Annotated in this window: 20 protein-coding genes and 1 pseudogene; 14 read left to right on the top strand and 7 right to left on the bottom strand. The window is 59.2% G+C overall.

Annotation, left to right across the window (positions count from 1 at the left end; translation table 11 throughout):
* From CDO35_RS04480 to CDO35_RS04445, 8 genes are all read left to right on the top strand, one after another.
* A complete protein-coding gene (locus tag CDO35_RS04480) occupies window positions 1-738 on the top strand; it encodes a lipopolysaccharide kinase InaA family protein (RefSeq protein WP_099522756.1) in 738 nt (245 codons plus the stop codon).
* Complete coding sequence (locus CDO35_RS04475; protein ID WP_099522755.1) at window positions 735-1,478, top strand: lipopolysaccharide kinase InaA family protein; 744 nt, start codon at window positions 735-737, stop codon at window positions 1,476-1,478. Before CDO35_RS04480 ends, CDO35_RS04475 begins: the two co-directional genes overlap by 4 nt.
* Window positions 1,478-2,923, top strand: a complete 1,446-nt coding sequence (locus CDO35_RS04470; RefSeq protein WP_099522754.1) for a lipopolysaccharide kinase InaA family protein — start codon at window positions 1,478-1,480, stop codon at window positions 2,921-2,923. The genes CDO35_RS04475 and CDO35_RS04470 overlap by 1 nt, the downstream gene beginning before the upstream one ends.
* A 12-nt stretch (window positions 2,924-2,935) precedes the next feature.
* Window positions 2,936-4,690 (top strand): carbamoyltransferase family protein, encoded by a 1,755-nt coding sequence (locus CDO35_RS04465; protein ID WP_099522753.1) that lies wholly within the window; start codon window positions 2,936-2,938, stop codon window positions 4,688-4,690.
* Window positions 4,677-5,825 carry a glycosyltransferase gene (locus CDO35_RS04460; protein ID WP_099522752.1) on the top strand — a complete coding sequence of 383 codons (1,149 nt, stop codon included), beginning with the start codon at window positions 4,677-4,679 and terminating at the stop codon, window positions 5,823-5,825. Before CDO35_RS04465 ends, CDO35_RS04460 begins: the two co-directional genes overlap by 14 nt.
* 285 nt (window positions 5,826-6,110) lie before the next feature.
* Entirely contained in the window at window positions 6,111-7,055 is a 945-nt protein-coding gene (locus tag CDO35_RS04455; protein WP_099522751.1) for a glycosyltransferase family protein, read from the top strand.
* 57 nt (window positions 7,056-7,112) lie between these two features.
* Window positions 7,113-8,009, top strand: coding sequence for a glycosyltransferase family 2 protein (locus CDO35_RS04450; RefSeq protein WP_099522750.1), 897 nt, complete (start codon window positions 7,113-7,115; stop codon window positions 8,007-8,009).
* Between the two features lie 71 nt (window positions 8,010-8,080).
* Window positions 8,081-9,250 carry an O-antigen ligase family protein gene (locus CDO35_RS04445; RefSeq protein ID WP_099522749.1) on the top strand — a complete coding sequence of 390 codons (1,170 nt, stop codon included), beginning with the start codon at window positions 8,081-8,083 and terminating at the stop codon, window positions 9,248-9,250.
* A 42-nt stretch (window positions 9,251-9,292) separates the two neighbouring features.
* Here CDO35_RS04445 and CDO35_RS04440 read toward each other — a convergent pair whose 3' ends face one another.
* Together CDO35_RS04440 and CDO35_RS04435 are read right to left on the bottom strand one after the other, a co-directional pair.
* Window positions 9,293-9,898, bottom strand: coding sequence for a BUD32 family EKC/KEOPS complex subunit (locus CDO35_RS04440; RefSeq protein ID WP_099522748.1), 606 nt, complete (start codon window positions 9,896-9,898; stop codon window positions 9,293-9,295).
* Window positions 9,899-10,081: 183 nt separating this feature from the next.
* Entirely contained in the window at window positions 10,082-10,933 is an 852-nt protein-coding gene (locus tag CDO35_RS04435) for a lipopolysaccharide kinase InaA family protein (protein ID WP_099522747.1), read from the bottom strand.
* Between the two features lie 223 nt (window positions 10,934-11,156).
* On the opposite strand from CDO35_RS04435, the gene msbA reads away from it, so the two are divergent.
* From msbA to CDO35_RS04405, 6 genes and pseudogenes are all read left to right on the top strand, one after another.
* A complete protein-coding gene (gene msbA, locus CDO35_RS04430; protein ID WP_099522746.1) occupies window positions 11,157-12,986 on the top strand; it encodes a lipid A export permease/ATP-binding protein MsbA in 1,830 nt (609 codons plus the stop codon).
* A complete protein-coding gene (locus tag CDO35_RS04425) occupies window positions 12,986-13,882 on the top strand; it encodes a GNAT family N-acetyltransferase (RefSeq protein WP_099522745.1) in 897 nt (298 codons plus the stop codon). Before msbA ends, CDO35_RS04425 begins: the two co-directional genes overlap by 1 nt.
* Before the next feature lie 4 nt (window positions 13,883-13,886).
* Window positions 13,887-15,323, top strand: a complete 1,437-nt coding sequence (locus CDO35_RS04420; protein WP_099522744.1) for a PIG-L deacetylase family protein — start codon at window positions 13,887-13,889, stop codon at window positions 15,321-15,323.
* 44 nt (window positions 15,324-15,367) lie between these two features.
* A complete protein-coding gene (gene hldE / locus CDO35_RS04415) occupies window positions 15,368-16,789 on the top strand; it encodes a bifunctional D-glycero-beta-D-manno-heptose-7-phosphate kinase/D-glycero-beta-D-manno-heptose 1-phosphate adenylyltransferase HldE (protein ID WP_099522743.1) in 1,422 nt (473 codons plus the stop codon).
* Window positions 16,790-16,940: 151 nt separating this feature from the next.
* On the top strand, window positions 16,941-18,221 hold the full coding sequence (locus CDO35_RS04410; RefSeq protein ID WP_099522742.1) for an acyl-CoA dehydrogenase family protein: 1,281 nt from the start codon (window positions 16,941-16,943) through the stop codon (window positions 18,219-18,221).
* A gap of 10 nt (window positions 18,222-18,231) precedes the next feature.
* Window positions 18,232-19,432 (top strand): annotated as a pseudogene (locus CDO35_RS04405) (acyl-CoA dehydrogenase family protein).
* Window positions 19,433-19,488: 56 nt separating this feature from the next.
* On the opposite strand, the gene CDO35_RS04400 reads toward CDO35_RS04405, so the two are convergent.
* The 5 genes from CDO35_RS04400 to parE all read right to left on the bottom strand — a co-directional run bounded on the left by CDO35_RS04400 (window position 19,489) and on the right by parE (window position 26,042).
* On the bottom strand, window positions 19,489-20,211 hold the full coding sequence (locus CDO35_RS04400; RefSeq protein WP_099522975.1) for a PqiC family protein: 723 nt from the start codon (window positions 20,209-20,211) through the stop codon (window positions 19,489-19,491).
* Window positions 20,212-20,382: 171 nt separating this feature from the next.
* Complete coding sequence (parC, locus tag CDO35_RS04395; RefSeq protein WP_099522741.1) at window positions 20,383-22,632, bottom strand: DNA topoisomerase IV subunit A; 2,250 nt, start codon at window positions 22,630-22,632, stop codon at window positions 20,383-20,385.
* Window positions 22,633-22,639: 7 nt separating this feature from the next.
* Window positions 22,640-23,125 (bottom strand): retropepsin-like aspartic protease family protein, encoded by a 486-nt coding sequence (locus tag CDO35_RS04390; protein WP_425048525.1) that lies wholly within the window; start codon window positions 23,123-23,125, stop codon window positions 22,640-22,642.
* 35 nt (window positions 23,126-23,160) lie between these two features.
* Window positions 23,161-24,144: an esterase-like activity of phytase family protein gene (locus CDO35_RS04385; RefSeq protein WP_099522739.1), complete on the bottom strand. Its 984-nt coding sequence runs from the start codon at window positions 24,142-24,144 to the stop codon at window positions 23,161-23,163.
* Window positions 24,144-26,042, bottom strand: a complete 1,899-nt coding sequence (parE, locus tag CDO35_RS04380) for a DNA topoisomerase IV subunit B (RefSeq protein WP_099522738.1) — start codon at window positions 26,040-26,042, stop codon at window positions 24,144-24,146. Before parE ends, CDO35_RS04385 begins: the two co-directional genes overlap by 1 nt.
* Window positions 26,043-26,047: the final 5 nt, after the last annotated feature.

Here is a 26,047-nt window from a genome sequence, read left to right as displayed (position 1 = left end):
ATGTCAGCTTGGAAGCATGAGGTTGATGGAGATCCGCTGTTTTTGAGCGCTTTTGATAGCTTGGAAGCGGTTTTCCTGCTCGAAGGTGAGCGCCTGACCTCTGATCCATTGTCCGAGGTCGTTCGTGTAGAAATTTCCGGCGTTCGCTACTACGTCAAGCGTTACTGGGGAGCGGGGAAGGGACTGCGTCACTATATTGGGCGCCCGCGAGTCAAGGCGGAGTGGCAGAACCTCAAGTTGTTCGCCAAATGGGGTATTCCGACCGCGCCTATCGTAGCGCATGGGCTGGAGCGACGAGGCGGCGCATTTATACGCGGGGCTTTAGTGACGCGTGAGCTGGAAAACACACGTGATATGGCTGAGATGGCCAGTCACGGAGATGCTCGGCTTGCCAATCCACATTGGGTTGCAGGTATCAGTCAGCAATTGGCGCAGCACACCCGTACCTTGCATGACCACCATTTCACCCACAATGATTTGAAATGGCGCAACCTGCTGGTTAACGAGGCGGGAAAGCTGTTTTTTATCGATTGCCCTACCGGCAGCTTCTGGTGGGGGCCACTGTTGCATTACCGCATCATCAAAGACCTAGCCTGTCTGGACAAAGTGGCCAAACGGGTGCTTTCACGCACGCAGCGGTTGCGCTTTTATCTGCAGTATCGTGGTCGTGCTCGGTTGAGTCAGAGTGACAAGCAGCGTGTGCGACGTATCCTGAAATTCTTCGAGGGCAGGGAGTGACCGATTTTATTGCAGCGCATGATCGTGCATTGCTGGAACGTCACGGTCTGGCCAGCTTCGAAGCGCTGTGGGCGCTGCAGTTGGAGGCGGTGGATGAGCCCAACACTGAGCGTGGTGGTTGGAGTAGTGTCTATCGGCTTGAGCTGGATAACGCTGCCTATTACCTCAAGCGGCAGAGCAATCACTTGACGCGTAGTCTGCTCCGTCCGCTTGGTGAGCCTACCTTCGCTCGCGAGTTCCGCAATATCCAACGCTACTCTGTGTTGGGCATTCCTTCACTGCAGGCAGCGTTATTCGCGCAGCGCCGTTTCTCTGGCGAGCAGCGTGCCGTGCTGCTGACCCGTGCGCTGGATGGTTGGCAGGATCTCGAACACTGGTTGATGCAGTGGCCAGGATTAGGCGAGGTACATCGATCCGGCATTCTCCGTGCGTGTGGCGAGCTAGCGCGCTGCCTGCACCAGGCAGGGCAGGTACACGGCTGCTTTTACCCCAAACACATTTTTCTGCGCGAAGGCGCTGCGGGTTTTCAGGCGCAACTGATCGACCTGGAAAAAACTCGTCCTTTGCTATTTGGTAGGCGTGATCGGATCAAAGATCTAGAGCCGTTGCTGCGTCGGGCCGGAGTCTGGAAAGCAGCAGATATACGTAAGTTACTGGCAGCCTATCTCGGTAGCGAAGTGGGGCTGGAGCACTGGTTTGCACTATTGGGCGCGCGTCGATCACACAAGGAGTCGCGCTGATGCAGCTGGAGCAACTTTCTCATGTTGGGCGGGCTCCCTCGCTACCGCTAACACTGCAACTGGACGGTGACTCATTGCAGCTGGAGTCTCTACTACGCGTATTGCCGGGGCAGCGCTACGTTGGCCTGGCGCGGTGGCGCGGTCGTTCGGTACTGGCTAAGTTGCTGGTAGGGGCGAAGGCAGATCGTCAATTTCAGCGTGAGCTGAGAGGCGCGCGCCTTCTGGTCGAGCAGAACCTCCTCTCGCCGGCATTGCTATCCGAGGGGTTCATCGATGGGGTAGGTGGCTGGCTGCTGTTCGAATACCTGGAAAAGGCCGAGAGCCTTTGGCAGGCCTGGTGGAGCGTCGAGCGTTTACCGCTACTGGCTGATGCCCAACAGGCAGTACTAGGCGAGGCTCTAGCAGTTATCGGACATATGCACTCCCGCGGTCTTTGGCAGGCTGATCTGCACTTGGACAATCTGTTGCGGCAAGACGGCGAGTTGTTTCTTATCGACGGGGGAGGCGTGCAGGTCGAACAGGCGGGGCAGCCGCTGTCGCGTGCGCGGGTGTTGCAAAACCTTGGGGTGTTCTTTGCTCAGTTACCAGCGGAATTAGATCCCTTTATCGAAGAGTTGCTGATCCACTACCTGCTGGCCAATGGTGAGCATGCACTGCCGCTGGAAGCGCTGCTGGTCGAGGTGAGTAAAGTGAGGCGCTGGCGGCTGCGCGATTATCTGAGCAAGGTCGCGCGCGATTGCAGCCTGTTTTCCGCGAGTATTGGGGCCTTTGGCCTACGTGTGGTGCGCCGCGAGTGCGCAGCAAGCCTGGAGCCCATACTGGAGGCTCCGGATGTTGCGCTGGCGAGCGGGCAGGCTTTGAAGCTTGGAGGCAGTGCTACGGTTGCGCATGTCGCACTCGAAGGCCGTCCGCTGGTGGTCAAGCGCTACAACGTGAAGAACTGGCTGCACTGGCTCAAGCGCTTCTGGCGCCCGAGTCGCGCCTGGCACAGCTGGCGTGAGGGTAATCGCCTGCAACTGCTCGGCATCGCCACGCCGACGCCGTTGGCCGTGCTCGAGCGGCGCTGGTGCTGGCTGCGCGGTCGCGCTTACCTGATTACCGACTATTGCGGTGGGCAGGATATAATCGCGCGTTTCGAGGCATATAAGCAGGCAACGCCCCCGGAAACCGAGCTGCTGGCGCTGGATCGACTGTTCGCTGCCCTGCTGCGCGAACGCATCAGCCACGGTGATTTCAAGGGGCACAATCTGTTCTGGGATGATGCGCAGGGCGCCTGGTCGCTGATCGACCTGGACGCCATGCGACAGCATCGTAGTACGCGCAGTTTCGCCCGGGCCTACGCCCGCGACCGCGCCCGTTTTCTGCGCAACTGGCCGGCGGATTCTGCTCTGCACCAGTTGCTCGACCAACGTTTACCGCAGGTGCCTGGCACCTGCCCGAATTAGAGGCTCAAACCTGTGGCACTGACCATTCTCGGCCTGTCTGGCGCCCTCAGTCACGACCCGTCCGCCGCGCTGTACATCGACGGCAAGCTGATCGCGGCGGTGGAAGAGGAGCGCTTCGTGCGCGACAAGCACGCGAAGAACCGCATGCCCTACGAATCGGCCAAGTTCTGCCTGGAACAGGCCGGGATCAAGCCGTCCGACGTCGACGTGGTGGCGATTCCCTTCGCTCCCATCAGCATCTTCGAGAAGGCCCGCTGGCAGTACGCCAAACGTTACGCCTACGCGCCGGATCGTGCCCTCGATGCGATCCTGTTCGGTAACCGCCGTTACAAACGCTACAAGAAGCGTATCGAGTGGTGCCTGGTGCAACTCGGCTTCGACCTGAAGAAGGTCAAGATCGAGCCGGTCGAGCACCACCTGGCGCACGCCTCCAGCGCCTACCACTGCTCTGGCTTCAAGGAGAAGACCGCGATCCTCGGTATCGACGGCAAGGGCGAGTACGCCACCACCTTCTTCGGCTATGGCGAGAATGGCAAGATCCACAAGATCAAGGAATTCTACGATCCGGATTCGCTCGGCGGCCTCTATGGTGCGATCACCGAGTACCTGGGCTTCGAGATGCTCGATGGCGAGTTCAAGGTCATGGGCATGGCTCCCTATGGCGATGCCGCCAAGTACGATTTCTCGCGTCTGGCCAAGTTCGAGAACGGCGAGCTGATCATCAACACCGAGTACGCCAACGTCATCGGTTTCCGTCGCTACAAGGAAAACGGCAAGGGCTACTATTTCTCGCCCAAGCTGATCGAATGGCTCGGCCCGAAGCGTGAGGGCGATATCGCCGACGACCCGTACATCCATTATGCGGCCAGCATGCAGGCGTTGTTCGAGAAGCTGGCGCTGCAGATGATGGAGTACTACCTGGGCGACATCCTCAAGGAAACCGGCAAGATCGCCTTCGCCGGTGGCTGCGCGTTGAACGTCAAACTGAACCAGAAGATCATCGCCCGCGATGACGTCAAGGAGCTGTTCGTCCAGCCGGCTTCTGGCGATGCCGGCACCGCCGTCGGCGCTGCCGCCTACGTCTCGCATAAGCGTGGCGTGCCGGTGGAGAAGATGGAGCACGTCTACCTCGGTCCTTCGTACAGCAACGAGGATGTCATCGCTGCCTGCGCCAAGCACCCGAACCAGCCGGTGTTCAAACGCATCGACAACACGGCTGAGCGCATCGCAAAAATCATGGTCGACGGCAACCCGGTAGCCTGGTTCCAGGGGCGTATGGAGTTTGGCCCGCGCGCCCTCGGTGGCCGCTCGATCATCGGTTGCCCGAGTATTCCGGGCGTGGCCGACCGCATCAACGAGCAGATCAAGTTCCGTGAGCGCTGGAGACCCTTCTGCCCGTCGATGCTCGACACCGTGGCAGCGAAGATGCTTAAGGTCGACCACCCGAGCCCGTTCATGACCTTCACCTTCGAGGTGAACGAGGAGTGGAAGGAGCGCGTTGGCGAAGTGGTGCATGAAGATGGCACCTCGCGCGCCCAGGTGCTGGAGCGCCGATTCAACCCGCGCTGGTATGACCTGATGCTGGAGCTGGAGAGGCTCACCGGCAACGGCGTGTCGCTGAACACCTCGCTAAACCGTCGCGGCGAGCCGATGATCTGCTCGCCGACCGACGCGCTGAACATGTTCTACGGTTCGGACCTGCAGTACCTGATCATGGAAGACGTGCTCGTGGTCAAGGACGGCAAGGATTGGTATGACAACGTCTGAACGGGCTGCTGACCAGCGGCAGCGCTGGGTTCTGCAGTTCTGCCATGGTTATGACGGTCCATTTTTGGACTGTGCACGACAGTACGCCGCCCTGTTCGCTGATACAGGCTACAAGGTTTGTACTGTCTATCTGACAGGAAAACCGAGTGAAATCGTCCGGCTTGGCTCAGCTTCGGACGAGGTGATTTTCTTTGATTACACGAGTGCTGATGTACGGGGTCTCAAGCTTGCGGCGATCCGAGATATGCGTCGCTTGGTTGCCACGCGTAATTTCAAGCTGTGTATTGCCCACCGAGGTAAGCCGATTTATGTCGCGTTGTTGGGCAGCACCCTGCCAGTGATTGGTGTACACCATGCGTTTGGCGACTATCAGCGCTTCTCGCGTAGGCTGTTCGCCAGCCTTTTCAAAGCACGCCTGTGGTTGTTAGGCGTTTCCGATGCTGTGCGTGATGACATTCGTGCCAGTCTACCGGGCTGGGATGCGTCGCGTATTTCTACGCTATATAACCGTCTGGATATCGAGGCTATTCAAGCCCAGCTTCATGACCGCGACTTCGCTCGCGAAGTGTTGAAATTGCCGGCTGGTGCTTGGGTCGTAGGCAATGTTGGCCGCCTACATCCGGATAAGGATCAAGCGACCTTGATTCGTGGTTTCGCTCAGGCTTTGTCTGGATTGCCTGCTGGTAGTTTGCTGGCAATCATGGGTAGCGGTCGACTCGAGGAGGCTTTAAAAGAGCTAGCTGCCGAGCTGGGTATTGAGCAGCAAGTTCGTTTTCTTGGTCAGGTTGCCAACGGCCGGCGTTATCTCCGTGCGTTTGATTGTTTTGCTCTGACCTCTGATCACGAGCCTTTCGGCATGGTGCTGGTCGAGGCTATGGCCGCTGGCCTACCGCTTATTTGTACAGATTGTGGTGGTGGTCGTGAGGTCGTCGATGGTGTCGGTGAGTTGTTCCCATTAGGGGATACGGATGGTTTGGCTTTGGCACTGCAGCGTGTCGCTAGGCTTGACGGAATAGCCCGTGCTGCATGCGCTGCACGTATGACTCAGCGTCTGCAGGAGCATTTTTCCGACCAGGCTGCGTTTAAGGCGTTCTGGAGTCTGCCGTGGCCGGTGCTCATGCGATTGCGTGATTGAGTCGAGACGAAAAGCGATGGTTGTGCTCTGACCCTGGTGCTTCATGCATCATTCGAGGCCCATGCTGACGTTGGGCTGTTAAATGGGAAGCGATTGATTGCATTGAGTTGGCTTCGGCCCTTTATCGTGATGATGATCGGCTACATGCTCTGAGTGAGAACGATTTTTTCAATTTTTGTGGCTGTTTTGTATCCGCTCTAATTAGAGCACTCGAGCGGCTTTTCAAATTGGTTCACTGATTCATACGCTTGAGATCAAGCGTCAATAGCTCTTAGGGAAGTCCTATTGAAAGTCCTGTTCCTGGTGCAGAAAGAGCAGCGCGCGATTCTAGATCGCCTGTACGACGGTATCGCTGCGCAGTGCGAGTGCGATATTCGCTGGTTGAGCAGCGACGAGCAGGCCGATCTGCGGGGTTATTTTCACAAGCACGTAGATACTGCGCGCTATGATCGCATCCTGTTTTTCCTGCGCTTCAAGAAGGAAATGCGTCAGTGGCGTTTCATTCGTACCGTGCCGAATCTGGTGATTTTGGAGCACGACGCGTACCAGAATTACATTCCCTGCAAATACACCGGTCTGTTCAGTGCGCACTATCGGCGCATGCCTTGGGTGCGGATCATTAGTTCGGGCGCGGATGTGGCCAAGCGTCTGCAAGACGAAGGATTCGATGCCGTGTTTGTACCCAAGGGCTACGATCAGACGCTGCTTTCCTACTGGGAGCGAGAGCGGGACATCGAGCTGGCGTTCGTCGGCAGCACCAAGAGTGTCGCCTACTCAGGGCGTAAAGCGCTGCTGGACGAGCTAGGGCTGGTTGAGAACCTCCTAGTGACCAAGACCCGCTCGGGCGAAGAGTACTGCGAGACCTTGAATCGAATCCGCTTCTTCGTCAGTGCAGACGTCGGTATGGGGGAGTACATGATCAAGAATTTCGAGGCCATGGCCTGTGGCTGTGTTTTGTTGGCCTACGATCAAGGAGACAGGGAAAACTCTGCGCTGGGATTTCGAGATATGGAGAATCTTGTGCTCTATCGTGACGTTGCAGAGCTGCGTAAGAAGTTGTCTCTGCTGCGTAACGATCCTCAGTTGGCCGCACGTATTGCTGACGCGGGAAGGTTGCTCGCTGAGCGGCAATACAGTTTTCAGATGATTGGCCAGAAGATCGTTGAGGCGATGGCGCTGCCGTTGCGGGCATCCACATTAAGTAAGGGTTGGTTCTCTTGGTTCAGGTAAAAACAAGAGGTTTTGTTGCCTCAGTTCTTTTTTATGTTTTGAGTGGCGTCTCGGTTTATGAGTGATAATCCCAAGCACGACGATTTAACCGGGAAACCTCTGGTTTCGGTGATCATCGCTTCCTATAACCATGCCCCGTACATTGAAGCCAGCATCCGTAGTGTTCTGGCACAGAGCTATCCGAATATCGAGTTGCTGGTTGTTGACGATGGTTCCAAGGACGACAGTGTTGAGCGTATCCGTGTATTGCAGGCGGAGTACGATTTCGATTTCCAGCAGCAGTCCAATCAGGGGCTGAGCCGTACTCTCAACGCTGCTATCGCCCGCGCCAAGGGCTCGATTATCGTGCCCTTTGGTTCCGACGACATCATGCGTCCTGAGCGTATCGCCAAGCAGGTCGCGTATCTGCACGATAAGCCGGAAGTAGGCATCTGCTCGGCGAACATCGATTTTATCGATGCGCAGGGCAATCCATTTCCTGACAGTGAACAGAAGCTACGTCACTTGCCGTTCCGCCGCCTGGACTTCGATGATCTCTTTCTCGATCGCAAACCTGGTCCACAAGCAGCTACGCTCATGTTTCGGCGTGAGGCGCTCGAGGCCGTAGGAGGCTTCGATCCGGAGATCCGGCTCGAGGATGTATACATTTGTCTAAAGATCCTTCGGGCAGGCTTTTACATCGATATCTTGGGCGAGGTACTGGCTGACTACCGTAAGCACGAGAGTAATACCTATAAGCATTTACGCTTTATGACTGACAATATGCTCAAGACCTATGCCTGTTTCTCTGATCATCCAAGTTACGAGGTGGTGACAAGACGTTATCTGGTCTCTATGTTTCTCAAAGCATCAAATCGCGACAAGCCCCTGGCGCGTGAGCTGATTCGTCAGATTCCGGTGCGTTACTGGAATGCCAAGGTGGTACGTGGCGCATTGCGCCTTCTGTTTGCCTGATTCAAGGGTGTTTAGCGGTTGCTTTCTGATACGGGCAACCGCTTCAGTGATCGGTTTAGGGGGAAGTTTCATTGGCGGGCTGGCGAGAGCGGATTTACAACGGCTATGTGGGCTACTGGGCGCCTCTTGCGCTTCTGGCGTTTCTGACCGGAATGTTCTGGATCGGTGATCGCTCGCTCTACCACAAGCTTTATTACGCCACGTTGGCATTGCCAACGCTGTTGGTCGCGCTAGTATCGCCAGTGCGTTTTCTGCATCAATTGCGTCAGTCCTATCTGATTCTTTTCTTGGTTTTTTCGTTGTATGTGATGCTTTCGTTGTCCTGGTCTCCCGAGCAGAATTACTCCAAGCTCAAGCAGCCGCTCTATGTGCTGATGTTGTTGCTAGCTGTGGGGGCGATGGCGGAACGCGATATGCGCCGGCTGGTGCAGTGCGTCGCACTGGCTGCCGTTTTTGCAAGCCTCTTTGCTCTGATCACCATGCTCATGTATGGCATGGATGAGAACAGGCCTGAGCGCCTGGAGGGCATGGGGGCACTATACAATCCTTTGCTGACCACGCACGTGTATGGTTTTTTCACGGTGATGGTGATGGGAGCGTTGGTTACCAGCCGACGGTACTTCGCTGTAAAGCTGTCGATGTTCGTTGTGTTGCTTTGCTTGCTGTTCCTGACCGGGTCGCGTACACCGTTGCTGGCATTGCTGGTCTGTGTGGGTTGGCTGGTGCTTCTGTTGGGCGATCGTCGTGTAGTTGTCTTAGCGGCGGTGGTATCGCTAGCGATCATGTTGGGTTTCTGGGGGGTGGATTACAACCCCCTGGAGCGGGGCTTGTCGTATCGTCCGTTCATATGGCAGGACGCTTGGCGTCAGACCTTGCCTGTGTTGTGGCTGGGCCATGGCTACGACGCCTCAATTGATATTTACCTGCCGGACCTTGATTACTTGCTGGCGGATACTCACAACCTGACGCTGGGGGTCATCTACCAGACTGGTCTGGTAGGAGGAGTGATGTGGCTGAGCCTCTATGTCTACGGCTTCTCCCAGGCTTGGCGTTACAGGTCGTCGGGCCTGGTGATCATCAGCTCGGTGTTACTTGTATATGGCTTCATGGCCGGTATGACCGAAGGTAGTGCCTTTATGTCGAGGCCCAAGGAGCATTGGTTCATTATTTGGATACCTATTGCCCTGCATTTTGCTGTCTTGCGCAAAGTTGGCACGGGTATGAAGGGGGCGTCTGCTTGATAGCAGCCCCATCATGGGCCTTTCACGATTTGGTGACGTTGTTTAGGGCTGGCTTACGCGGTTTGAAAGGGTGTCGAAGGGGAAGTCGGCTAGCCCGTTATGCTTGAGGTAGCGCTCGAAGTGGGCAAGATTACGGCGGATCTTGTCCTTGGACAGTGGGCCTGCAAGAAACTGTAGGTCGGCGATATCGATCAGGCCCAGTTGCCCTTCGGGGGTGCGAACGATGTTGCCTAGGTGTAGCGAGCGAAAGTAGATACCCTTGCGATGCAGATCTTTGAACAGCTCGATTAGCTGTTCAAACAGGGAAGCTGAAAGTTCTCCATGCTGAGTGAACAGATCCCTCAGCGTTTCCCCCGGCAGTGCTTTGTAGTGGATCGCAGTCCAGCCTGCTGTTGCCAGCTTGAACAACTGTAGAGGTTGCACCGTGGGTATACCTAGCTCTTCTAATCGTGATGCATTTTCCCAGAAGCGTTGCGAGTAGGGGCGCAGTAGGGCGGATGACAGTAAGCGCTTGCGTCTGAAGACCTTCAAATATTCGCCATTTTCAAAACGATAGACCTTCGGGCCGTGGCTATCTTCTTCAATGCTCTCTGCGCCCTGAATTAGCTTCTGGAATGCCTCTTGCGTTAGTGGCTGAGCGGTGGTCATATCAATCGTTTTCTAATGCTGGATGTTTACGCCTGCCAAGTTTTCGTCACTCGTGCTGTCTTGAGTGTTCGCGTATGGCAGGCATGAAAATTTAGCCTGCTAGGGTACGTAAAATTGTCCGCTTAGGCCACTGATCGTGCCTTGTCTTTTGTCGGTCCTCAGAGCCCGAAAGACGGCCTTGGCTCAGTGTGCTGGTTTGAGTCTCTCTAGCTGCCCGGTTTTGGGGATGAGGTGACGTTCCTTGCGATCTGCGCCGTGGTGCTTGAAGTGATCATAGAAGAGTCGAAAACGAGATTGTTCAATGCCTTTAAGTCTGGCAAGTTGCGTGCTTACAAGCTGATCATAGAGCGACTCGCTTATGAAGTCGTGTAGCTGATGCTGGTACAAGAAAGCAAACTGAAAGCCCAGCGTTTCAATGGAGTGAGGGTTGTCACCAATGTAGCAATTTTCCAGGTCAATCACCTTCAGGTCTTCAAGATTTCCCTCGTGAATCATGACGTTCCCCGCCCAAAGATCTAGGTGGTAGATACCTGACTGATTGAGTTGTGTGATCAGTTCCAGACAGGCTTCTGCGAATGAATTGGCCTGCGATGGGTTTTGCTGCAGCCAGTCGAAGCCATCAAGCCAGTCGGCTAGGTTTTCATAATTCAAAAACACCTCGGTAACCAAACCGCTACGCTGGCGAACCAGGCCGTAGCCAAGCAATTTGGGAACCAGCGTAGTACGCTTCTGCGCTTCTGCGTGATTGTTTAGCTCTTCAAGAACCCAATCATATAGGCCTGATCGGCGCCTGATCCCTAGCGTTGTTCTGATTCGCGCAGGAATGCTGTCTATTGTGGATGCCTTGATGAAAAGCGCGCTTGCTGTTTCTCGGGTGAGGGGGCGTGCAAGCCGCTTTTCTCCCGTTTTACGGCGCTTTGAGAGCAATTCCCTGATCTGCGGCCAGAGGCTTTTCAATGACTTTCCAGTCTCTGTATCTGTCGCGTAAAGAGTTGTGTTCTGGAGCTGCTGGGCGTGATGCTTGCTTTTGCTCATCCATCCGTGAGAGATCACTACTGGGGTCCTTATCTACTGAGGTGCGAGCGGCTTCGCTGTCTTGGGGCATAACAGATCATCGTAGTGGCATTTTGATATGGCGTCTACGAGTTGGTGCCTCTGAATGCTACTATGATGGCAAAACTTCTGATGCGCCTGGGCGCTTAAATAGGCAGTGCTGGTACAATCGCTTCTTGCTAATCCTGCCTGTGAGACGAGCTGAATGGCCAATCCTACCCAACAATCGAGCCTGAAAGTCTATTTGCGATTGTTGCGCTACGTAGTTCCCTACTGGGGGCTGTTCACCATCAGTCTCGTCGGGTTTCTGATTTTCGCTTCTACCCAGCCGATGCTGGGGTACATGCTCAAGTTTTTTGTCGATGGGCTAAGTAACCCCGATGCTGGCTTGTTCGCCGGTGTGCCTTGGGTGCTTGAGCATGCGCCCGGACTCGCTCAGCTAAAGCTGTTGCAAGCCGTACCACTGCTGATTGTAATGATCGCGTTGTGGCAGGGCTTAGGATCCTTTCTGGGCAATTACTACCTGGCCAAGGTATCAATGGGGCTGGTTCAGGATCTTCGTGTAGAGCTATTCAATAATCTGCTTACCCTGCCCAACCGCTACTTTGACAACCATAACTCCGGCCATCTGATTTCGCGTATTACCTACAACGTCACCATGGTCACCGGCGCTGCGACCGATGCGATTAAGGTCGTGGTGCGTGAGGGCATGACGGTCATCTTCCTGTTCGCCACCTTGCTGTGGATGAACTGGAAGTTGACCCTGGTGATGGTGGCAATCCTGCCGATAATCGGTCTGATGGTTACCAGTACCAGCAAGAAATTCCGCAAGCAGAGCAAGAAAATCCAGACCAGCATGGGCGATGTCACCCATGTCACCTCCGAGAGCATTCAGGGCTACCGGGTCGTGCGCAGCTTTGGTGGCGAGGATTACGAGAAGCAGCGCTTTCTGGGGGCCAGTGAGGAAAACAAGCTCAAGCAGCTGAAGATGGTCAAGACCAACGCCGTTTATACTCCTTCCCTTCAGTTGGTGATCTACAGCGCCATGGCGGTGTTGATGTTCCTCGTGCTGTGGCTGCGTGGTGACTCGTCGGCAGGTGACCTAGTGGCCTACATCACCTTGGCCGGTTTGCTGCCAAAGCCGATCCGTCAGTTGTCCGAGGTCAGCTCGACGATTCAGAAGGGTGTCGCCGGTGCCGAAAGCATTTTCGAGCAGCTCGATGAAGAACCGGAGGTCGATCATGGCACCCAAGAGCGCGAGCGCGTCAGTGGTCGATTGGAGGTGAAGGAGCTGAGTTTCAGCTACCCAGGCTCGGAAAAGCTTGTCCTGAACAACATTTCCTTCGTCGCCGAGCCTGGGCAGATGGTGGCGCTGGTCGGTCGCTCCGGTAGCGGCAAATCGACCCTGGCCAACCTAATTCCGCGTTTCTATCACCACGAGCAGGGGCAGATCCTGCTCGATGGCCTGGATGTTGAAGACTACACTCTGCGTAACCTGCGCCGGCACATTGCGTTGGTGACCCAGCATGTCACCCTGTTCAACGACAGCGTGCGTAACAACATTGCCTATGGTGATCTGGTCGGTGCTCCACTTGAAGCAGTCAAGCGGGCTGCCGAAGATGCTTACGCGGCCGAGTTCATCGAGAACATGGTCGATGGTTACGACACATTGGTCGGTGAGAACGGCGTACTGCTCTCGGGGGGGCAGCGCCAGCGTCTTGCAATAGCTCGCGCACTTCTGAAGGATGCTCCGCTGCTGATTCTCGATGAAGCGACCTCCGCATTGGATACCGAATCTGAGCGTCATATTCAGGCGGCACTGGATCAGGTGATGAAAGGGCGTACGACTCTGGTGATCGCTCATCGCCTCTCTACCATAGAGAAAGCTGATTTGATTCTGGTCATGGATCGCGGGGAGATCGTGGAGCGAGGCACCCATGCCGATTTGTTGGTGCGTAACGGATACTACGCTCGCTTGCATTCCACGCAATTTGAGGACGCTGTCACAGATAATTCAATCGAGCAGGATACTTGATGCTTTGTTATCTGCGTCTCTGGCGGGAGCGTGGCTGGGAGACAATCGAGGCGGCGGACTATGCCTCAGCTTGGAGCCGATTCGGAGGTAGCGTCATTACGCACCCGCTAGTGGTCGAGCGGCTTTCTGGCCTTGCCGGTATACCCGTGCGTTATCTCGGCTACTGTGCTGGGGGAGAAGTTCAGGCTGCTATTCCTACATGGGGGCGTTACCTCGCGCTGTCACGCATGGTTCTGAAGAGCAAAGGGCTGCGCGAACTCTTTGATCTTGGTAATGCTGAAGTCATTCTGCCTGCCGCCATGGACGCTGGAGCACCGTTGCGGCATGACGTGAGCTATATCTCCGAACTTAATCGGACCGCTTTCTCAGGGCTTCGCCAGCAGAAAGATCAGTTGGCGATGGCCCGGGCCCCTGAAGAGCTTTCGAAGAAGTTTCGCTACAATCAGAGACGTGAGCTGCGTCTATTCGAGGATGCTGGCGGCACGGTCCGTTCAGTGGGCGAGTTCGCTCCAGATGAATTCGCTGCTATCTATACCGAGTTGTTCGAGCGCCGCTGGGGCTTTTCCGTGCCTGGAAAAGGCCATCTGGGCGACGTGTTTGCGTTGTTGCGCGAGTTGCTTCAAGGCTCCTTGCTGATGTTGGATGGCGTTCCGGTTGCTGTTCAGGTGTTGTACAGGGTTGAGTCGCCAAACTGGTGCAGTTACGAATACATCAACGGCGGAGTTGACCCCCGTGCTCAACACCTCAGTCCGGGCAGTGTCCTGAGTTTCATCAATACTCAAGCTGCATGGTCTGACGCTCGACAGCAAGGAAAGGCATTGCGCTACTCTTTTGGTAGAGCCGATCGAGAGTACAAGGATCGTTGGTGCAACAGGGTTGCCGCGTTTCGGACATAAAGAAATGGAAACACGTAAGCAAGGACTGTTGCGCCGTCATCGGCGCAACAAGCGCATTACTATGGCTGTGGCGCTACCTATTATGGTGGCGCTGGACTGGTTTGCTGGCTGGAGTAGCCTGCCAGTACTTTTGCTGGTGGCTTGGATTGCTCACGAGGCTTGGTTCTCTGACCATCTCTTCTACTCCCCGCGAGACGACTACCAGTACTCCTTTCCTACTTCGAGCCAGATTGCTACCGGGACATTGAACAAGGGGCTGATAGTTCTGGATGCCGTCGATCTCACGGAGGCAATGGATACACTTATTCTTGAAGTCTTTATCCGTAGCTCCTGGCTGGGACGCTGGTTAGACCCCCATGTTCTGATCTGTGGTGAGACTGTGCTCGACAGGCAGGATTTTGAGCAAGGCGCGTGTGGTCGGCGTTACCTCAATATTTCTGGTTTGTTGCCCGAGTTGCAGAGTGGAAAGCTGCGATTGCGTACGCGCTTCTGTCGGCTTTCGCCTGACGTACGGTTATACGCATTTTCAAACCCTGATTATGCAAGGCGACGTGTGATGGTCGTCGCGCCGCATGCGGACGATGCCGAGCTCGCTGCCTTTGGTCTCTATAGTCGAAGTGACGAGGCCTTTATTGTGACGCTTACTCAAGGTGAGATCGAGGCTCATAACTATGCGCGAATGGGGCTCGACAAGGCCGCAGCGGCACGTCTCAAGGGGCGTCTGCGTAGCTGGAGTAGCCTAGCTGTTCCGCTGTGGGGGGGGGTCCCTGCAAGCCGGTGCGTGCAGTTGGGATACTACTGTCTTCAGCTGACGCCCATGGCATCGGCTCCAGAGCAGGCTTTCCCGTCTCTGGAGTCGGGGGAGTCGGATATACGCAGTGTGCGCCGCTTTAATCCCATTACTCTGCCTGGCGATGTCGACGGCGTGCCATCGTGGCGCAATCTTGTTGGTGATCTGGCTGCTCTGCTTGTCGCTTTTCGTCCAGAGGTGGTAGTTCTGCCTCACCCTGAACTAGATCCTCACCCTGATCACATCCAGACCAGTAAGCTTCTCGACGAGGCCGTTGCCCTCAGTGATTGGCGCCCTGCGGTGCGTCTGCTCTATGCCAATCACCTATACGATAATGATCGTTGGCCCATGGGACCTGCTGGTAATGGCATATCTTTGCCCCCTTGCCATACAGGTCTGTCGATCAACGGACTGTGGAGCCCGCTTCTGAAAGATTCTGTACGGATGGACAAGGCGCAGGCGTTGGCTATGCAGCATGATCTGCAGGCACCATTGCCATTCAAAAAACGCCTCCGCCGCTTAATTCAGTGGGTGCTGGCTGGGCGGCGTTGGCCCGAAGTCGGCCAGGATGATTTCTTCCGTAAAGCAGTACGCCGTCATGAGCTGTTCTGGGTGAGCACGTCACCAGATCGGGACGTTCGGGCTGAGTGAGTGCCCATGTTATTATTCTCTCCATTTTTTGCTTTGGAGCTCCCATGAATCTGACCATGCCCCGCTATGACCAAGCTGCCGTTCTGGTAGTGGGCGATGTGATGCTCGATCGCTACTGGCATGGCGGCACCTCGCGGATTTCTCCCGAAGCCCCGGTGCCCGTGGTGCGTGTCGACCAGATCGAGGACCGCCCAGGTGGTGCTGCCAACGTGGCACTGAATATCGCGGCACTCGGTGCGCGGGCGCTGTTGGTTGGCGTCACGGGTGAGGACGAAGCCGCCGACAGCCTCAGCGACAGCCTGCAGGGCGTGGGGGTGGAAACCCATTTCCAGCGTATCGATGACCAGCCCACCATCGTCAAGCTGCGAGTCATGAGCCGCCACCAGCAGTTGCTGCGCATGGACTTCGAGGAACCGTTCAGAACCGACACCGCCGCTCTGGCGCGTGAGGTCGATGCACTGCTCGATGGGGTCAAGGTGCTGGTGCTATCGGACTATGGTAAAGGTGCGCTGCAGAACCATCAGGTGCTGATCCAGGCGGCGCGCAACAAGGGCATTGCGGTGCTGGCCGATCCCAAGGGCAAGGACTTTTCCATCTACCGTGGTGCCAGTTTGATCACGCCTAACCTGCACGAGTTCGAGCTGATCGTCGGCGGTTGTGCCGATGAGGCCGAGTTGGTCAGCAAAGGCGCCAAGCTGATGCGCGAATTGGAGCTGGGCGCTTTGCTGGTGACTCGCGGCGAGCACGGCATGACCCTGCTGCGCCCGGAGCATGCGCCACTGCATCTGCCGGCCCGTGCCCGTGAAGTGTTCGACGTCACAGGCGCAGGCGATACGGTGATTTCCACCCTGGCCGCCTCCATCGCGGCGGGCGAGGAGCTGCCGCTGGCGGTGGCCCTGGCCAATCTGGCCGCTGGCATCGTCGTCGGCAAGCTGGGCACTGCAGCCATCAGCGCGCCCGAGCTGCGTCGTGCGGTGCAGCGCGAAGAAGGTTCCGAGCGTGGCGTACTGAGCCTGGATCAATTGCTGATCGCCATCGAAGATGCCCGCGCCCATGGCGAGAAGATCGTCTTCACCAATGGCTGTTTCGATATCCTTCACGCCGGTCACGTGACCTACCTGGAGCAGGCGCGCGCGCAGGGCGATCGTCTGATCGTGGCTATCAACGACGACGCTTCGGTCACCCGTCTGAAAGGCCCCGGCCGCCCCATCAATGCGGTCGACCGCCGTATGGCGGTACTCGCTGGCCTGGGGGCGGTGGACTGGGTGGTGAGCTTCAGTGAAGACACGCCCGAGCGCCTGCTCAAGCAGGTGCAGCCAGATGTGCTGGTCAAGGGCGGTGACTATGATGTCGACCAGGTGGTCGGTGCCGACATCGTCCAGGCCTATGGCGGCGAAGTGCGCGTGCTTGGTCTGGTGGAGAACAGCTCCACCACGGCAATCGTCGAGAAGATTCGCAGCAAGTGAACGCGGGCTGAGCAAGGCGCGAGTCTTGCTCCGTCTGTTCGTTTCCAGTCATGGCTTGACCCGATTGCCGCCCGGCGGCGGCTTGAGGGTCATAGGCACTCTCCGGTTCTGACTTCATCATCAATGGCATTCCTCTCTGGAGTGAGATGCCATGGTTGTCGATGTACAGGGCCAGGCGCTGAGCGTACTGAGCAAACTGGCCCAGGCCGACTGGCCGGATCGCCTCAAGGTACGCAAGTCCTTCGAAAAACTCGTCTACAGCGGTAGTCGCGCCAGTTTTCGTCTGGCTGCCGGACGTGCAGCGAGCAAGCCGCGCGAGGCGTGTCCTGCGGCGGGTGATCTGTTCGACCTGTCCTTGACCGATGAGCAGCAGATGCTGGTGGATATGCTGCAAGGCTTCGCCCTAGACGTGTTGCGCCCCGCTGCGCATGAGGCCGACGCTCAGGCACGGGTGCCTGCTGCGTTGATCAACCAGGCCCATGAGTTGAGCCTGGCTCACTATGGCGTCGGTGAAGCGCAAGGTGGTCTGGCCGGTGAGCGTACGGTATTGAGCAATGCGCTGATCGCCGAGAGCCTGGCGCAGGGCGACTTTTCCCTGGCAGCCGCGTTATTGGTGCCGCTGTCGGCTGCCAACTGCATTCGCCGCTGGGGCACTGCGGAGCAGCAGGCCGCCTGGCTGCCGGCGTTCGTCGCTGAGGAACGCGCGCCAGTCTTCGCCTTGGCTGTCAATGAGCCTGGTGTGCTGGCCGACCCAGCTCAGCCGGCGACGCGGGCGCGCAAGCGCGGCAAGCACTATCTGCTCGACGGTGAGAAGACATTGGTCATCGCGGGGCTGGAGGCAAGCCGGCTGGTTGTCAGCGCCCAGGCGGGCGATGGTCCAGCGCTGTTCGTCGTCGACGCGGCGAGCAAGGGTGTCAGTCGCCGTGCCGAGCCTTGCATGGGGCTCAAGGCTTGCGGGCTGGCGCGTATCCAACTAAAGGGCGTCAAGGTGCCGAGCGACTGCCGCCTGGCCGGCAAGGGGTTCGACTTTAAGGCCTTTCTCGACCTCGGCGCGCTGGCGTTCTGCGCACTGGCTGTGGGGACGGGCCAGGCCGCGCTGGGCTTCGTGATGACTTACTGCAACGAGCGCCAGGCGTTCGGTGAGCCGATCAGCCACCGTCAGGGGGTGGCCTTTATGGTGGCCGATATCGCCATCGAACTGGATGCCATGCGTCTGTTGACCTGGCGTGCCTGTGCACGTGCCGAGGCCGGCTTGCCATTTCGCCGCGAGGCTTACCTGGCGCGTCTGCTCTGTGCGGAAAAGGCGATGAAGATCGGCTCCGATGCGGTGCAACTGCTCGGCGGCCATGGTTTTACCCAGGAGCCCCCGGTCGAGCGCTGGTATCGCGACCTGCGCAGCGTCGCCGTGCTCGCTGGCGGCCTTCATCTATAGGGTGGCAACGATGAATCTGGAAACTCCGAAGAAATTCCGAGGCCTGCAACACCAGGCTGGACAGGTGGCCAAGCACTATTTCCGGCCAATCTCGCGCAAGTATGACAAGGTCGAGCACGCCTATCCCAAGGAGCTGGATCTGCTTGCCGCGCTGCTCGACGGCATGAACGAAGGCTCTCCCGAGGCCGTCGGCGCTGGTTCGGCCAGCAAGCGTGGTGCGGCCCGTGAGCAACAGGAACGGCGGCAATATGGCGGCGCTGCTCGGTGTGATGGAGCTGTGCTGGGGCGACGTTGGCCTATTGCTGGCCATGCCTCGCCAGGGGCTGGGCAACGCGGCCATCGCGGCGGTGGCCAATGACGAGCAACTGACACGCTTCGGCAGAACCTGGGCGGCCATGGCCATTACCGAGCCGGGATGCGGCTCCGACTCGGCGGCAATTCGCACCACGGCGGTGAAGGATGGTGATCATTACATCCTCAATGGCGAAAAGATCTTCGTTACATCTGGCGAGCGAGCGGACTCGGTGGTGGTGTGGGCCAGCCTGGACAAGCGTCTGGGCCGAGCGGCGATCAAATCCTTCGTGGTCGAAAAGGGTACGCCCGGGATGACGGTTACCCGTCTGGAGAAGAAGTTGGGGATCAAGGCGTCCGATACGGCCTCGATCAGCTTCAGCGACTGTCGGGTGCCGGCTGCCAACCTGCTGGGCAATGCCGAGATCGACGTGCAGAAAGGCTTCGCCGGGGTCATGGAGACTTTCGATAACACCCGCCCGCTGGTCGCCGGGATGGCCGTCGGTGTGGCTCGCGCCGCCCTGGAGCGTGCTAGTGAGCTGCTGAGCAAGGCCGGCTGTCGCTTCGATTACGCCAAGCCACTGCTCAGCGTCAGTCATGCCGAGGCTACGCTGTATCGCCTGGAGGCGGAATGGGAGGCTGCGCGTCTGCTGACGCTGAAAGCGGCGTGGATGGCCGACAACAAGCTACCCAACTCGAAAGAGGCCTCCATCGCCAAGGCCAAGGCCGGGCGCGTGGCCAGCGAGGTGACGCTCAAGTGCGTCGAGCTGGCCGGCGCCCTCGGTTATGGCGAGGATGAGCTGCTGGAGAAGTGGGCGCGCGACTCGAAGATTCTCGATATTTTCGAGGGTACTCAGCAGATTCAGTTGCTGATCGTCGCGCGTCGGGTGCTGGGCAAGAGTTCCGGCGAGCTCAAATAGAGCGTCCCAGTGCGTCCTGGTCGCAAACAAAAAGCCCGCAATTGCGGGCTTTTTGTTTAGAAACGGAAGACTTCCGTATCGATCTTGATGGGTTCTGCCACCGGGATTTTCGGCCCGGTAGCTGCAGGTTCCTGCGGTTTGGCTTTGGCGATCGGGGTCTTTTTGCGCGGGGGCTCAGGCGTGGGCTCAGCCGCTGCGATGGGCTGGATGGCCACCGCCAGTTCCGCGGCCAGGCGTTGCAGCAGGGCGCTCTGCGCCTTGACCTGTTCAGCCAGAGGCCCGTTGTGCGGCTCTTCCAGGCGAATCAGGCGGCTGTCGCGCAGTTGTCCTCGGCGGTCGAGCAGGCGCCATTGCGCTTCGAGTACGGCGGGTTGAGTTGGGCCGGAGTCCAGGCGTGTAATGGTCAGCATGACCTGCGCATCGGCGCTGAAGCCGGGCGCCGCCGGGGCCAGCACCAGGCGCTGGCTGTCCAGACGCCAGGCCAACTGGCGCAGCATCTGCTGGTCGATGTCGTTGGCCAGGCCGCTGGCCCAGCGCGCATCCTGAGCCGCGACCAGGCTGCCGTCTGCCTGGCGTTGCAGCAAATTCTGCTGGCGCAGGTAATCTGCCACGCTGATCGGACCGACCAGTACGGTTACACCGTTGTCCTTGGTCGGCGTTACGGCACTACCGCTATCGAGTTGGTAAAGAGGCACCGGCTTCTGCTGCAGCAGGCTGCAACCGCTCAATACGAGCAGTGTGGTCAAAAGCAGGGCCACGGGGCGTACTACAATCATCATCAATCCCAGGCAGCCGCTTTTGGGGCAGCTGCACATCGAACCCATATCATTCAAGGGGTCATTCGCGCATGACCCGGGGCGCGTATCATCCGTCAAACCGCGCCACGACTCCAGCCTTGACTGCCGGCTGGTAGCGCGGATTTCCCGGAAGAACGGGGCGTGTTGCCGACGCTATTCCACCAGAAGCTGGTCGACGCGCTGGAAGCCGCGCGGCAGTTTGTTGCCACGTCGGCCGCGCTCGCCCTTGTAGTGCTCGAGATCGTCGGCTTTGAGTGTCAGGGTACGCTTCCCGGCCTGCAAAACCAAACTGGCGCCGCTGGGCAGCACGGCCAGATCGGTCAAATACTCCTCGCGTGACGCCACTCGCTCACCCGGAATGCCGATGATCTTGTTGCCCTTGCCTTTGCCCAGTTGCGGCAGATCGGTGACCTTGAACAGCAGCAGGCGGCCTTCGGTGGTCACCGCGGCCAGCCAGCCGTCTTCCAGATTGCTGACGGGCTTGGGGGCGACCACTTTGGCGCCGTTGGGCAGGGTCAGGAGCGCCTTGCCTGCCTTGTTCTTGGCCTGCAGATCCTCGCCCTTGACCACGAAGCCGTAGCCGGCGTCGGAGGCGATCACGTACAGCGCGTTGTCCTCCGGCAGCATCACGCATTCGAAGGTCGCACCCGGTGGCGGTGTCAGACGACCGGTCAGCGGTTCACCCTGGCCGCGCGCCGACGGCAGGCTGTGGGCGGCGAGCGAATAACTCCTGCCTGTCGAGTCGATAAACACCGCGTACTGGTTCGAACGGCCCGGTGCGGCCGCCTTGAAGCCGTCGCCGGCCTTGTAGGACAGGCCGGTGGCGTCGATATCATGGCCCTTGGCGCAGCGCACCCAGCCTTTTTCCGAGAGCACCACGGTGACCGGTTCGGTCGGCATCAGCTCGGTTTCCGACAGGGCCTTGGCTTCGGCGCGGGCGACGATCGGCGAGCGGCGGTCATCGCCGTACTTCTCGGCGTCCTCGATGATTTCCTTGCGCACCAGCTTCTTCAGCTTGGCTTCGCTGCCGAGCAGGGCCAGTAGCTTCTCGCGCTCCTTGGCCAGCTCGTCCTGCTCGCCACGGATCTTCATTTCTTCCAGGCGGGCCAGTTGGCGCAGGCGGGTGTCGAGAATGTAATCAGCCTGCACATCGGTGAGACCGAAGGTTTCCATCAGCACCGGCTTGGGCGAATCCTCGGTGCGGATGATGCGGATCACCTCGTCGAGGTTGAGGAAGGCAATCAACAAACCTTCCAACAGGTGCAGGCGCTTTTCCACCTTGTCCAGGCGGAACTGCAGGCGACGACGTACTGTGCCGACGCGGTACACCAGCCACTCGCTGAGCAGGGTGCGCAGGTCCTTGACCTGCGGCTTACCATCAAGACCGATGACGTTGGTGTTGACCCGGTAGCTGGATTCCAGGTCGGTGGTGGCGAACAGGTGAGTCATCAGTTCATCTGCGTCGACGCGGTTGGAGCGCGGGATGATGACGATGCGGCACGGGTTCTCATGGTCCGACTCATCACGCAGGTCAGCGACCATCGGCAGCTTCTTGGCCTGCATCTGTGCCGCGATCTGCTCCAGCACCTTGGACCCGGAGACCTGATGCGGCAGGGCGGTGACGACGATGTCACCGTCCTCAACACTGTACACGGCGCGCATGCGCACCGAGCCGCGGCCGGTTTCGTAGATCTTCAGCAGGTCGGCCTTGGGCGTGATGACTTCGGCTTCGGTGGGGAAGTCAGGGCCCTGGATATGCTCGCAGAGCTGCTCGACCGTGGCGCTCGGCTCATCCAGCAGACGCACGCAGGCCGCGGCCACCTCGCGCAGGTTGTGCGGCGGCACGTCGGTGGCCATGCCCACGGCGATGCCGGTGGTGCCGTTGAGCAGCAGGTTGGGCAAGCGTGCCGGCAGGGTCGCCGGCTCGTTCATCGTGCCGTCGAAGTTCGGCACCCAGTCGACCGTGCCTTGGCCCAGTTCGGACAGCAACACTTCCGAGTAACGCGACAGGCGCGCCTCGGTGTAGCGCATGGCAGCGAAGGATTTGGGATCGTCCGGCGCGCCCCAGTTGCCTTGGCCGTCGACCAGGGTGTAGCGATAGCTGAACGGCTGCGCCATCAGCACCATGGCTTCGTAGCAGGCGCTGTCGCCGTGTGGGTGAAACTTGCCGAGCACGTCACCGACGGTACGCGCCGACTTCTTGTGCTTGGAGTCGGCGTCCAGGCCCAGCTCACTCATGGCGTAAACGATACGGCGCTGTACGGGCTTCAGGCCGTCGCCGATGTGCGGCAGGGCGCGGTCCATGATCACGTACATGGAGTAGTTGAGATAAGCCTGCTCGGTGAAGTCGGCGAGTGACCGGCGTTCAACGCCTTCCAGGCTCAAATCGAGGGATTCGCTCATGCGGGCCTCATTGCAAGGTTGATTGGCGCAGCACCAGGGTGCCGCCCTTCTGACTGAATTCGAGTTGTTTCAGGGCGCTCATGCCCAGCAGCACGTCGTCACCGTCCATGCCGGGAGCGATCAGTGCGGCGACGTCACGCAGTTCGATATCGCCCAGGCGCAGGCTGTCCAGCCGTGTGCGATGCCCGGTGGCACGGCCATTGGCAGTGCTGATGATGATCGGTGCGCCGCGTTGCAGGCCAAGCTGCTCGGCAACCGTGCTGGGGATCGCCACCTGGGTAGCGCCGGTATCAAGCAGGAAGGTCACGTTCTGCCCATCGATCTGGCCATTGACCACGTAATGCCCCTGACGGCTGCTGGCCAGGCTGACTTCGACGAAGCCATCGCCATGTAGCGATTGCGGCGCCTGGTTGGGATTGCGCTGGCGATCTTCCCAGTTGCCGAAGAAATGCGTGGCCAGCAGCAGACCGGCACCCCAGGCGAGCACCCACATCACGCGTCCGGCACGGCGGCCGGGCGTCTGCTCACTCACGGGCGCCGGCTCCAGCCGCCCTTGGGCGCAGCGAAACGCCAGACGATGGGGCGTTCTTCACCATCGGCGCGGGTCTGGCTGCCGTTGTCGACGCCGATCCAGGCCCCGTCCTTATCGATCCACAGCGCTTCGGCCATGCCGTAGTTGGGCGTATAGCGGCGCGGCTCGGTCAGTGCCTCGGCGGCGAATGACCAGCAGATATCCGCAATACCGTCGCTCAGCGTGCGGCGGCAGATACGATGAGCCTGGCGTTCCAGGGTGAAGAGTTTTTCGCCGAAATAGGCCAGGCCGGAGAAGTCGCGAGGGGCCGAATGGCCGCCGAGGGCTTCCGGGGAGGGTTCATCACCGCTATCGCTGGTCAGCACGCAACCGCCCGTGCAGCGCCAGCTACTGCCGCGCCGATGCAACACGGTCAGGCCGCGACGACGTTGTTCCGCTGCCAACCACAGGCGTTCGCCTGCCGGGTCGATGGCGATGCCTTCGAAGCCCTGGTTGAAATGCAGCAGCATGCCGCTGGCGCGCGCCTGGCGCACCAGGCCGCTGGGCAAGTTGAGCCACTGTGCGTTGCCGTTGCTGCTGACCTGCAACACGGCGGCACGGGTTTCGCTGGCCAGGTAACGGTTGCCCTGCGCATCGCACGACAGGCCTTCGAAATCCAGCTTGCCGCCACGTACCAGGCCAGCCGCCCAGTTGCGCATGCGCAGGCCCCAGGGTAGAGCGCTCTCGGGCGGTTCAGGGGCGACGAAGGTTTCCGCGTCGGCGCGCAGCAGGCCCTCTTCACGATGCAGTTGGTAGATACGGTCGTCGTCGCGGTCGGACACCGCCCATATCGTGTCGCCACACATGGCCAGGCCGGATAGATTGCCGCTGGGCATTTCCGTCACCGGGTACTCAGCCTGCAACTTCAGTTCTTCCAGCACCACTGGCTCGGCGTGCGCGACGCCGGCCAACAGACCGAGTGCAAGGAGGTGGTTGCGCATCAGGCCAGTACCTCGGCCAGGTTGCCCTTGCTTTCCAGCCAGCTCTTGCGATCACCAGCGCGCTTCTTCGCCAGCAGCATGTCCATCACTTCGCGGGTGCTTTCGAAATCATCCAGGGTCAGTTGCACCAGGCGCCGGGTGTTCGGGTCCATGGTGGTTTCGCGCAGTTGCGGCGGGTTCATCTCGCCGAGGCCTTTGAAGCGGGTGACCTGCGGTTTGCCGCGGCGTTTCTCGGCCACCAGGCGATCGAGGATGCCGTCACGCTCGGCGTCGTCCAGGGCGTAGAAGATCTCCTTGCCCAGGTCGATGCGGTACAGCGGCGGCATGGCCACGTAGACATGCCCGGCATCCACCAGCGGGCGGAAGTGACGGACGAACAGGGCGCAGAGCAGGGTGGCGATGTGCAGGCCATCGGAGTCGGCGTCAGCGAGGATGCAGATCTTGCCGTAGCGCAGCTGGCTCAGGTCGCTTGAACCCGGATCGATGCCGATGGCGACGGCGATATCGTGCACTTCCTGGCTGGCCAGCACTTCGCTGCCGTCCACTTCCCAGGTGTTCAGGATCTTGCCGCGCAGCGGCATGATGGCCTGGAATTCCTTGTCGCGCGCCTGCTTGGCGCTGCCGCCGGCGGAGTCACCCTCGACCAGGAACAGCTCGCAGCGCAGCGGGTTCTGCCCCGCGCAGTCGGCCAGCTTGCCAGGCAGCGCCGGGCCCTGGGTGATCTTCTTGCGTTCGACCTTCTTGCCCGCCTTGAGGCGGCGGCCGGCGTTGCTGATGGCCAGTTCGGCCAGTGCCAGGCCGGTTTCCGGGTTGGCGTTGAGCCACAGGCTGAAAGCATCCTTGACCACGCCGGAGACGAACGCGGCGGCCTCGCGCGAGGACAGGCGTTCCTTGGTCTGGCCAGAGAACTGCGCGTCCTGCATCTTCATCGAGAGGACGAAGGCGATGCGCTCCCAGACGTCTTCCGGTGCCAGCTTGACGCCGCGCGGCAGCAGGTTGCGGAACTCGCAGAACTCGCGCATGGCATCCAGCAGGCCCTGACGCAGGCCGTTGACGTGGGTGCCGCCCTGCGCAGTGGGAATCAGGTTGACGTAGCTTTCCTGCACCGCGTCGCCGCCCTCCGGCAGCCACAGCAGGGCCCAGTCCACCGCCTCCTTGTTGCCAGCCAGGGCGCCGCAGAAGGGCTCGACGGGCAGGCGTTCGAATTCGCTGACGGCGTCGACCAGGTAGGAGCGCAAGCCATCTTCGTAATGCCACTCGACTTTCTCGCCGGCGGCCTTGTCCTCGAAGGTCACCGACAGGCCCGGGCACAGCACGGCCTTGGCCTTGAGCACATGCTTGAGGCGGCTGACCGAGAACTTGAAGGAGTCGAAATACTTGGCGTCCGGCCAGAAATGCACGCTGGTGCCGGTGTTGCGCTTGCCGACCGTGCCGATGACTTCCAGGTCGCTGGCCTTGAAGCCATCGGCGAAGCTCATCTGGTACTCGTTGCCATCACGCTTGACGGTGACCACCACGCGCGTCGACAGGGCGTTGACCACGCTGATACCGACGCCGTGCAGGCCGCCAGAGAACTGGTAGTTCTTGTTGCTGAACTTGCCGCCGGCGTGCAGCTTGGTGAGGATCAACTCGACCCCGGGCACGCCCTCTTCCGGGTGGATATCCACCGGCATACCGCGGCCGTCGTCGAGCACTTCCAGCGAGTTGTCCTCGTGGAGGATCACCTGGATGGTCTTGGCATGCCCGGCCAGGGCTTCGTCGACACTGTTGTCGATGACTTCCTGAGCCAGGTGGTTGGGGCGCGTGGTGTCGGTGTACATGCCCGGGCGCTTGCGCACCGGGTCGAGGCCGGAAAGGACTTCGATGGCGTCTGCGTTATAGGCGTTCTGCTGGGCCATAGGGT

Origin of the sequence: Pseudomonas sediminis, from assembly GCF_002741105.1 — a bacterium.
Classification (GTDB): Bacteria; Pseudomonadota; Gammaproteobacteria; order Pseudomonadales; family Pseudomonadaceae; genus Aquipseudomonas; species Aquipseudomonas sediminis.
This window is presented reverse-complemented; position numbering and strand designations above follow the sequence as displayed.

Coding starts and splice junctions, on each gene's coding strand:
- msbA (WP_099522746.1), top strand. CDS start 11,157: ATGGCCAATCCTACCCAACAATCGAGCCTGAAAGTCTATTTGCGATTG.
- CDO35_RS04410 (WP_099522742.1), top strand. CDS start 16,941: ATGGTTGTCGATGTACAGGGCCAGGCGCTGAGCGTACTGAGCAAACTG.
- CDO35_RS04440 (WP_099522748.1), bottom strand. CDS start 9,898: ATGACCACCGCTCAGCCACTAACGCAAGAGGCATTCCAGAAGCTAATT.
- CDO35_RS04425 (WP_099522745.1), top strand. CDS start 12,986: ATGCTTTGTTATCTGCGTCTCTGGCGGGAGCGTGGCTGGGAGACAATC.
- CDO35_RS04390 (WP_425048525.1), bottom strand. CDS start 23,125: ATGTGGGTGCTCGCCTGGGGTGCCGGTCTGCTGCTGGCCACGCATTTC.
- CDO35_RS04480 (WP_099522756.1), top strand. CDS start 1: ATGTCAGCTTGGAAGCATGAGGTTGATGGAGATCCGCTGTTTTTGAGC.
- CDO35_RS04470 (WP_099522754.1), top strand. CDS start 1,478: ATGCAGCTGGAGCAACTTTCTCATGTTGGGCGGGCTCCCTCGCTACCG.
- CDO35_RS04420 (WP_099522744.1), top strand. CDS start 13,887: ATGGAAACACGTAAGCAAGGACTGTTGCGCCGTCATCGGCGCAACAAG.
- CDO35_RS04450 (WP_099522750.1), top strand. CDS start 7,113: ATGAGTGATAATCCCAAGCACGACGATTTAACCGGGAAACCTCTGGTT.
- CDO35_RS04460 (WP_099522752.1), top strand. CDS start 4,677: ATGACAACGTCTGAACGGGCTGCTGACCAGCGGCAGCGCTGGGTTCTG.
- parE (WP_099522738.1), bottom strand. CDS start 26,042: ATGGCCCAGCAGAACGCCTATAACGCAGACGCCATCGAAGTCCTTTCC.
- hldE (WP_099522743.1), top strand. CDS start 15,368: ATGAATCTGACCATGCCCCGCTATGACCAAGCTGCCGTTCTGGTAGTG.
- parC (WP_099522741.1), bottom strand. CDS start 22,632: ATGAGCGAATCCCTCGATTTGAGCCTGGAAGGCGTTGAACGCCGGTCA.
- CDO35_RS04400 (WP_099522975.1), bottom strand. CDS start 20,211: ATGATGATTGTAGTACGCCCCGTGGCCCTGCTTTTGACCACACTGCTC.
- CDO35_RS04385 (WP_099522739.1), bottom strand. CDS start 24,144: ATGCGCAACCACCTCCTTGCACTCGGTCTGTTGGCCGGCGTCGCGCAC.
- CDO35_RS04435 (WP_099522747.1), bottom strand. CDS start 10,933: ATGAGCAAAAGCAAGCATCACGCCCAGCAGCTCCAGAACACAACTCTT.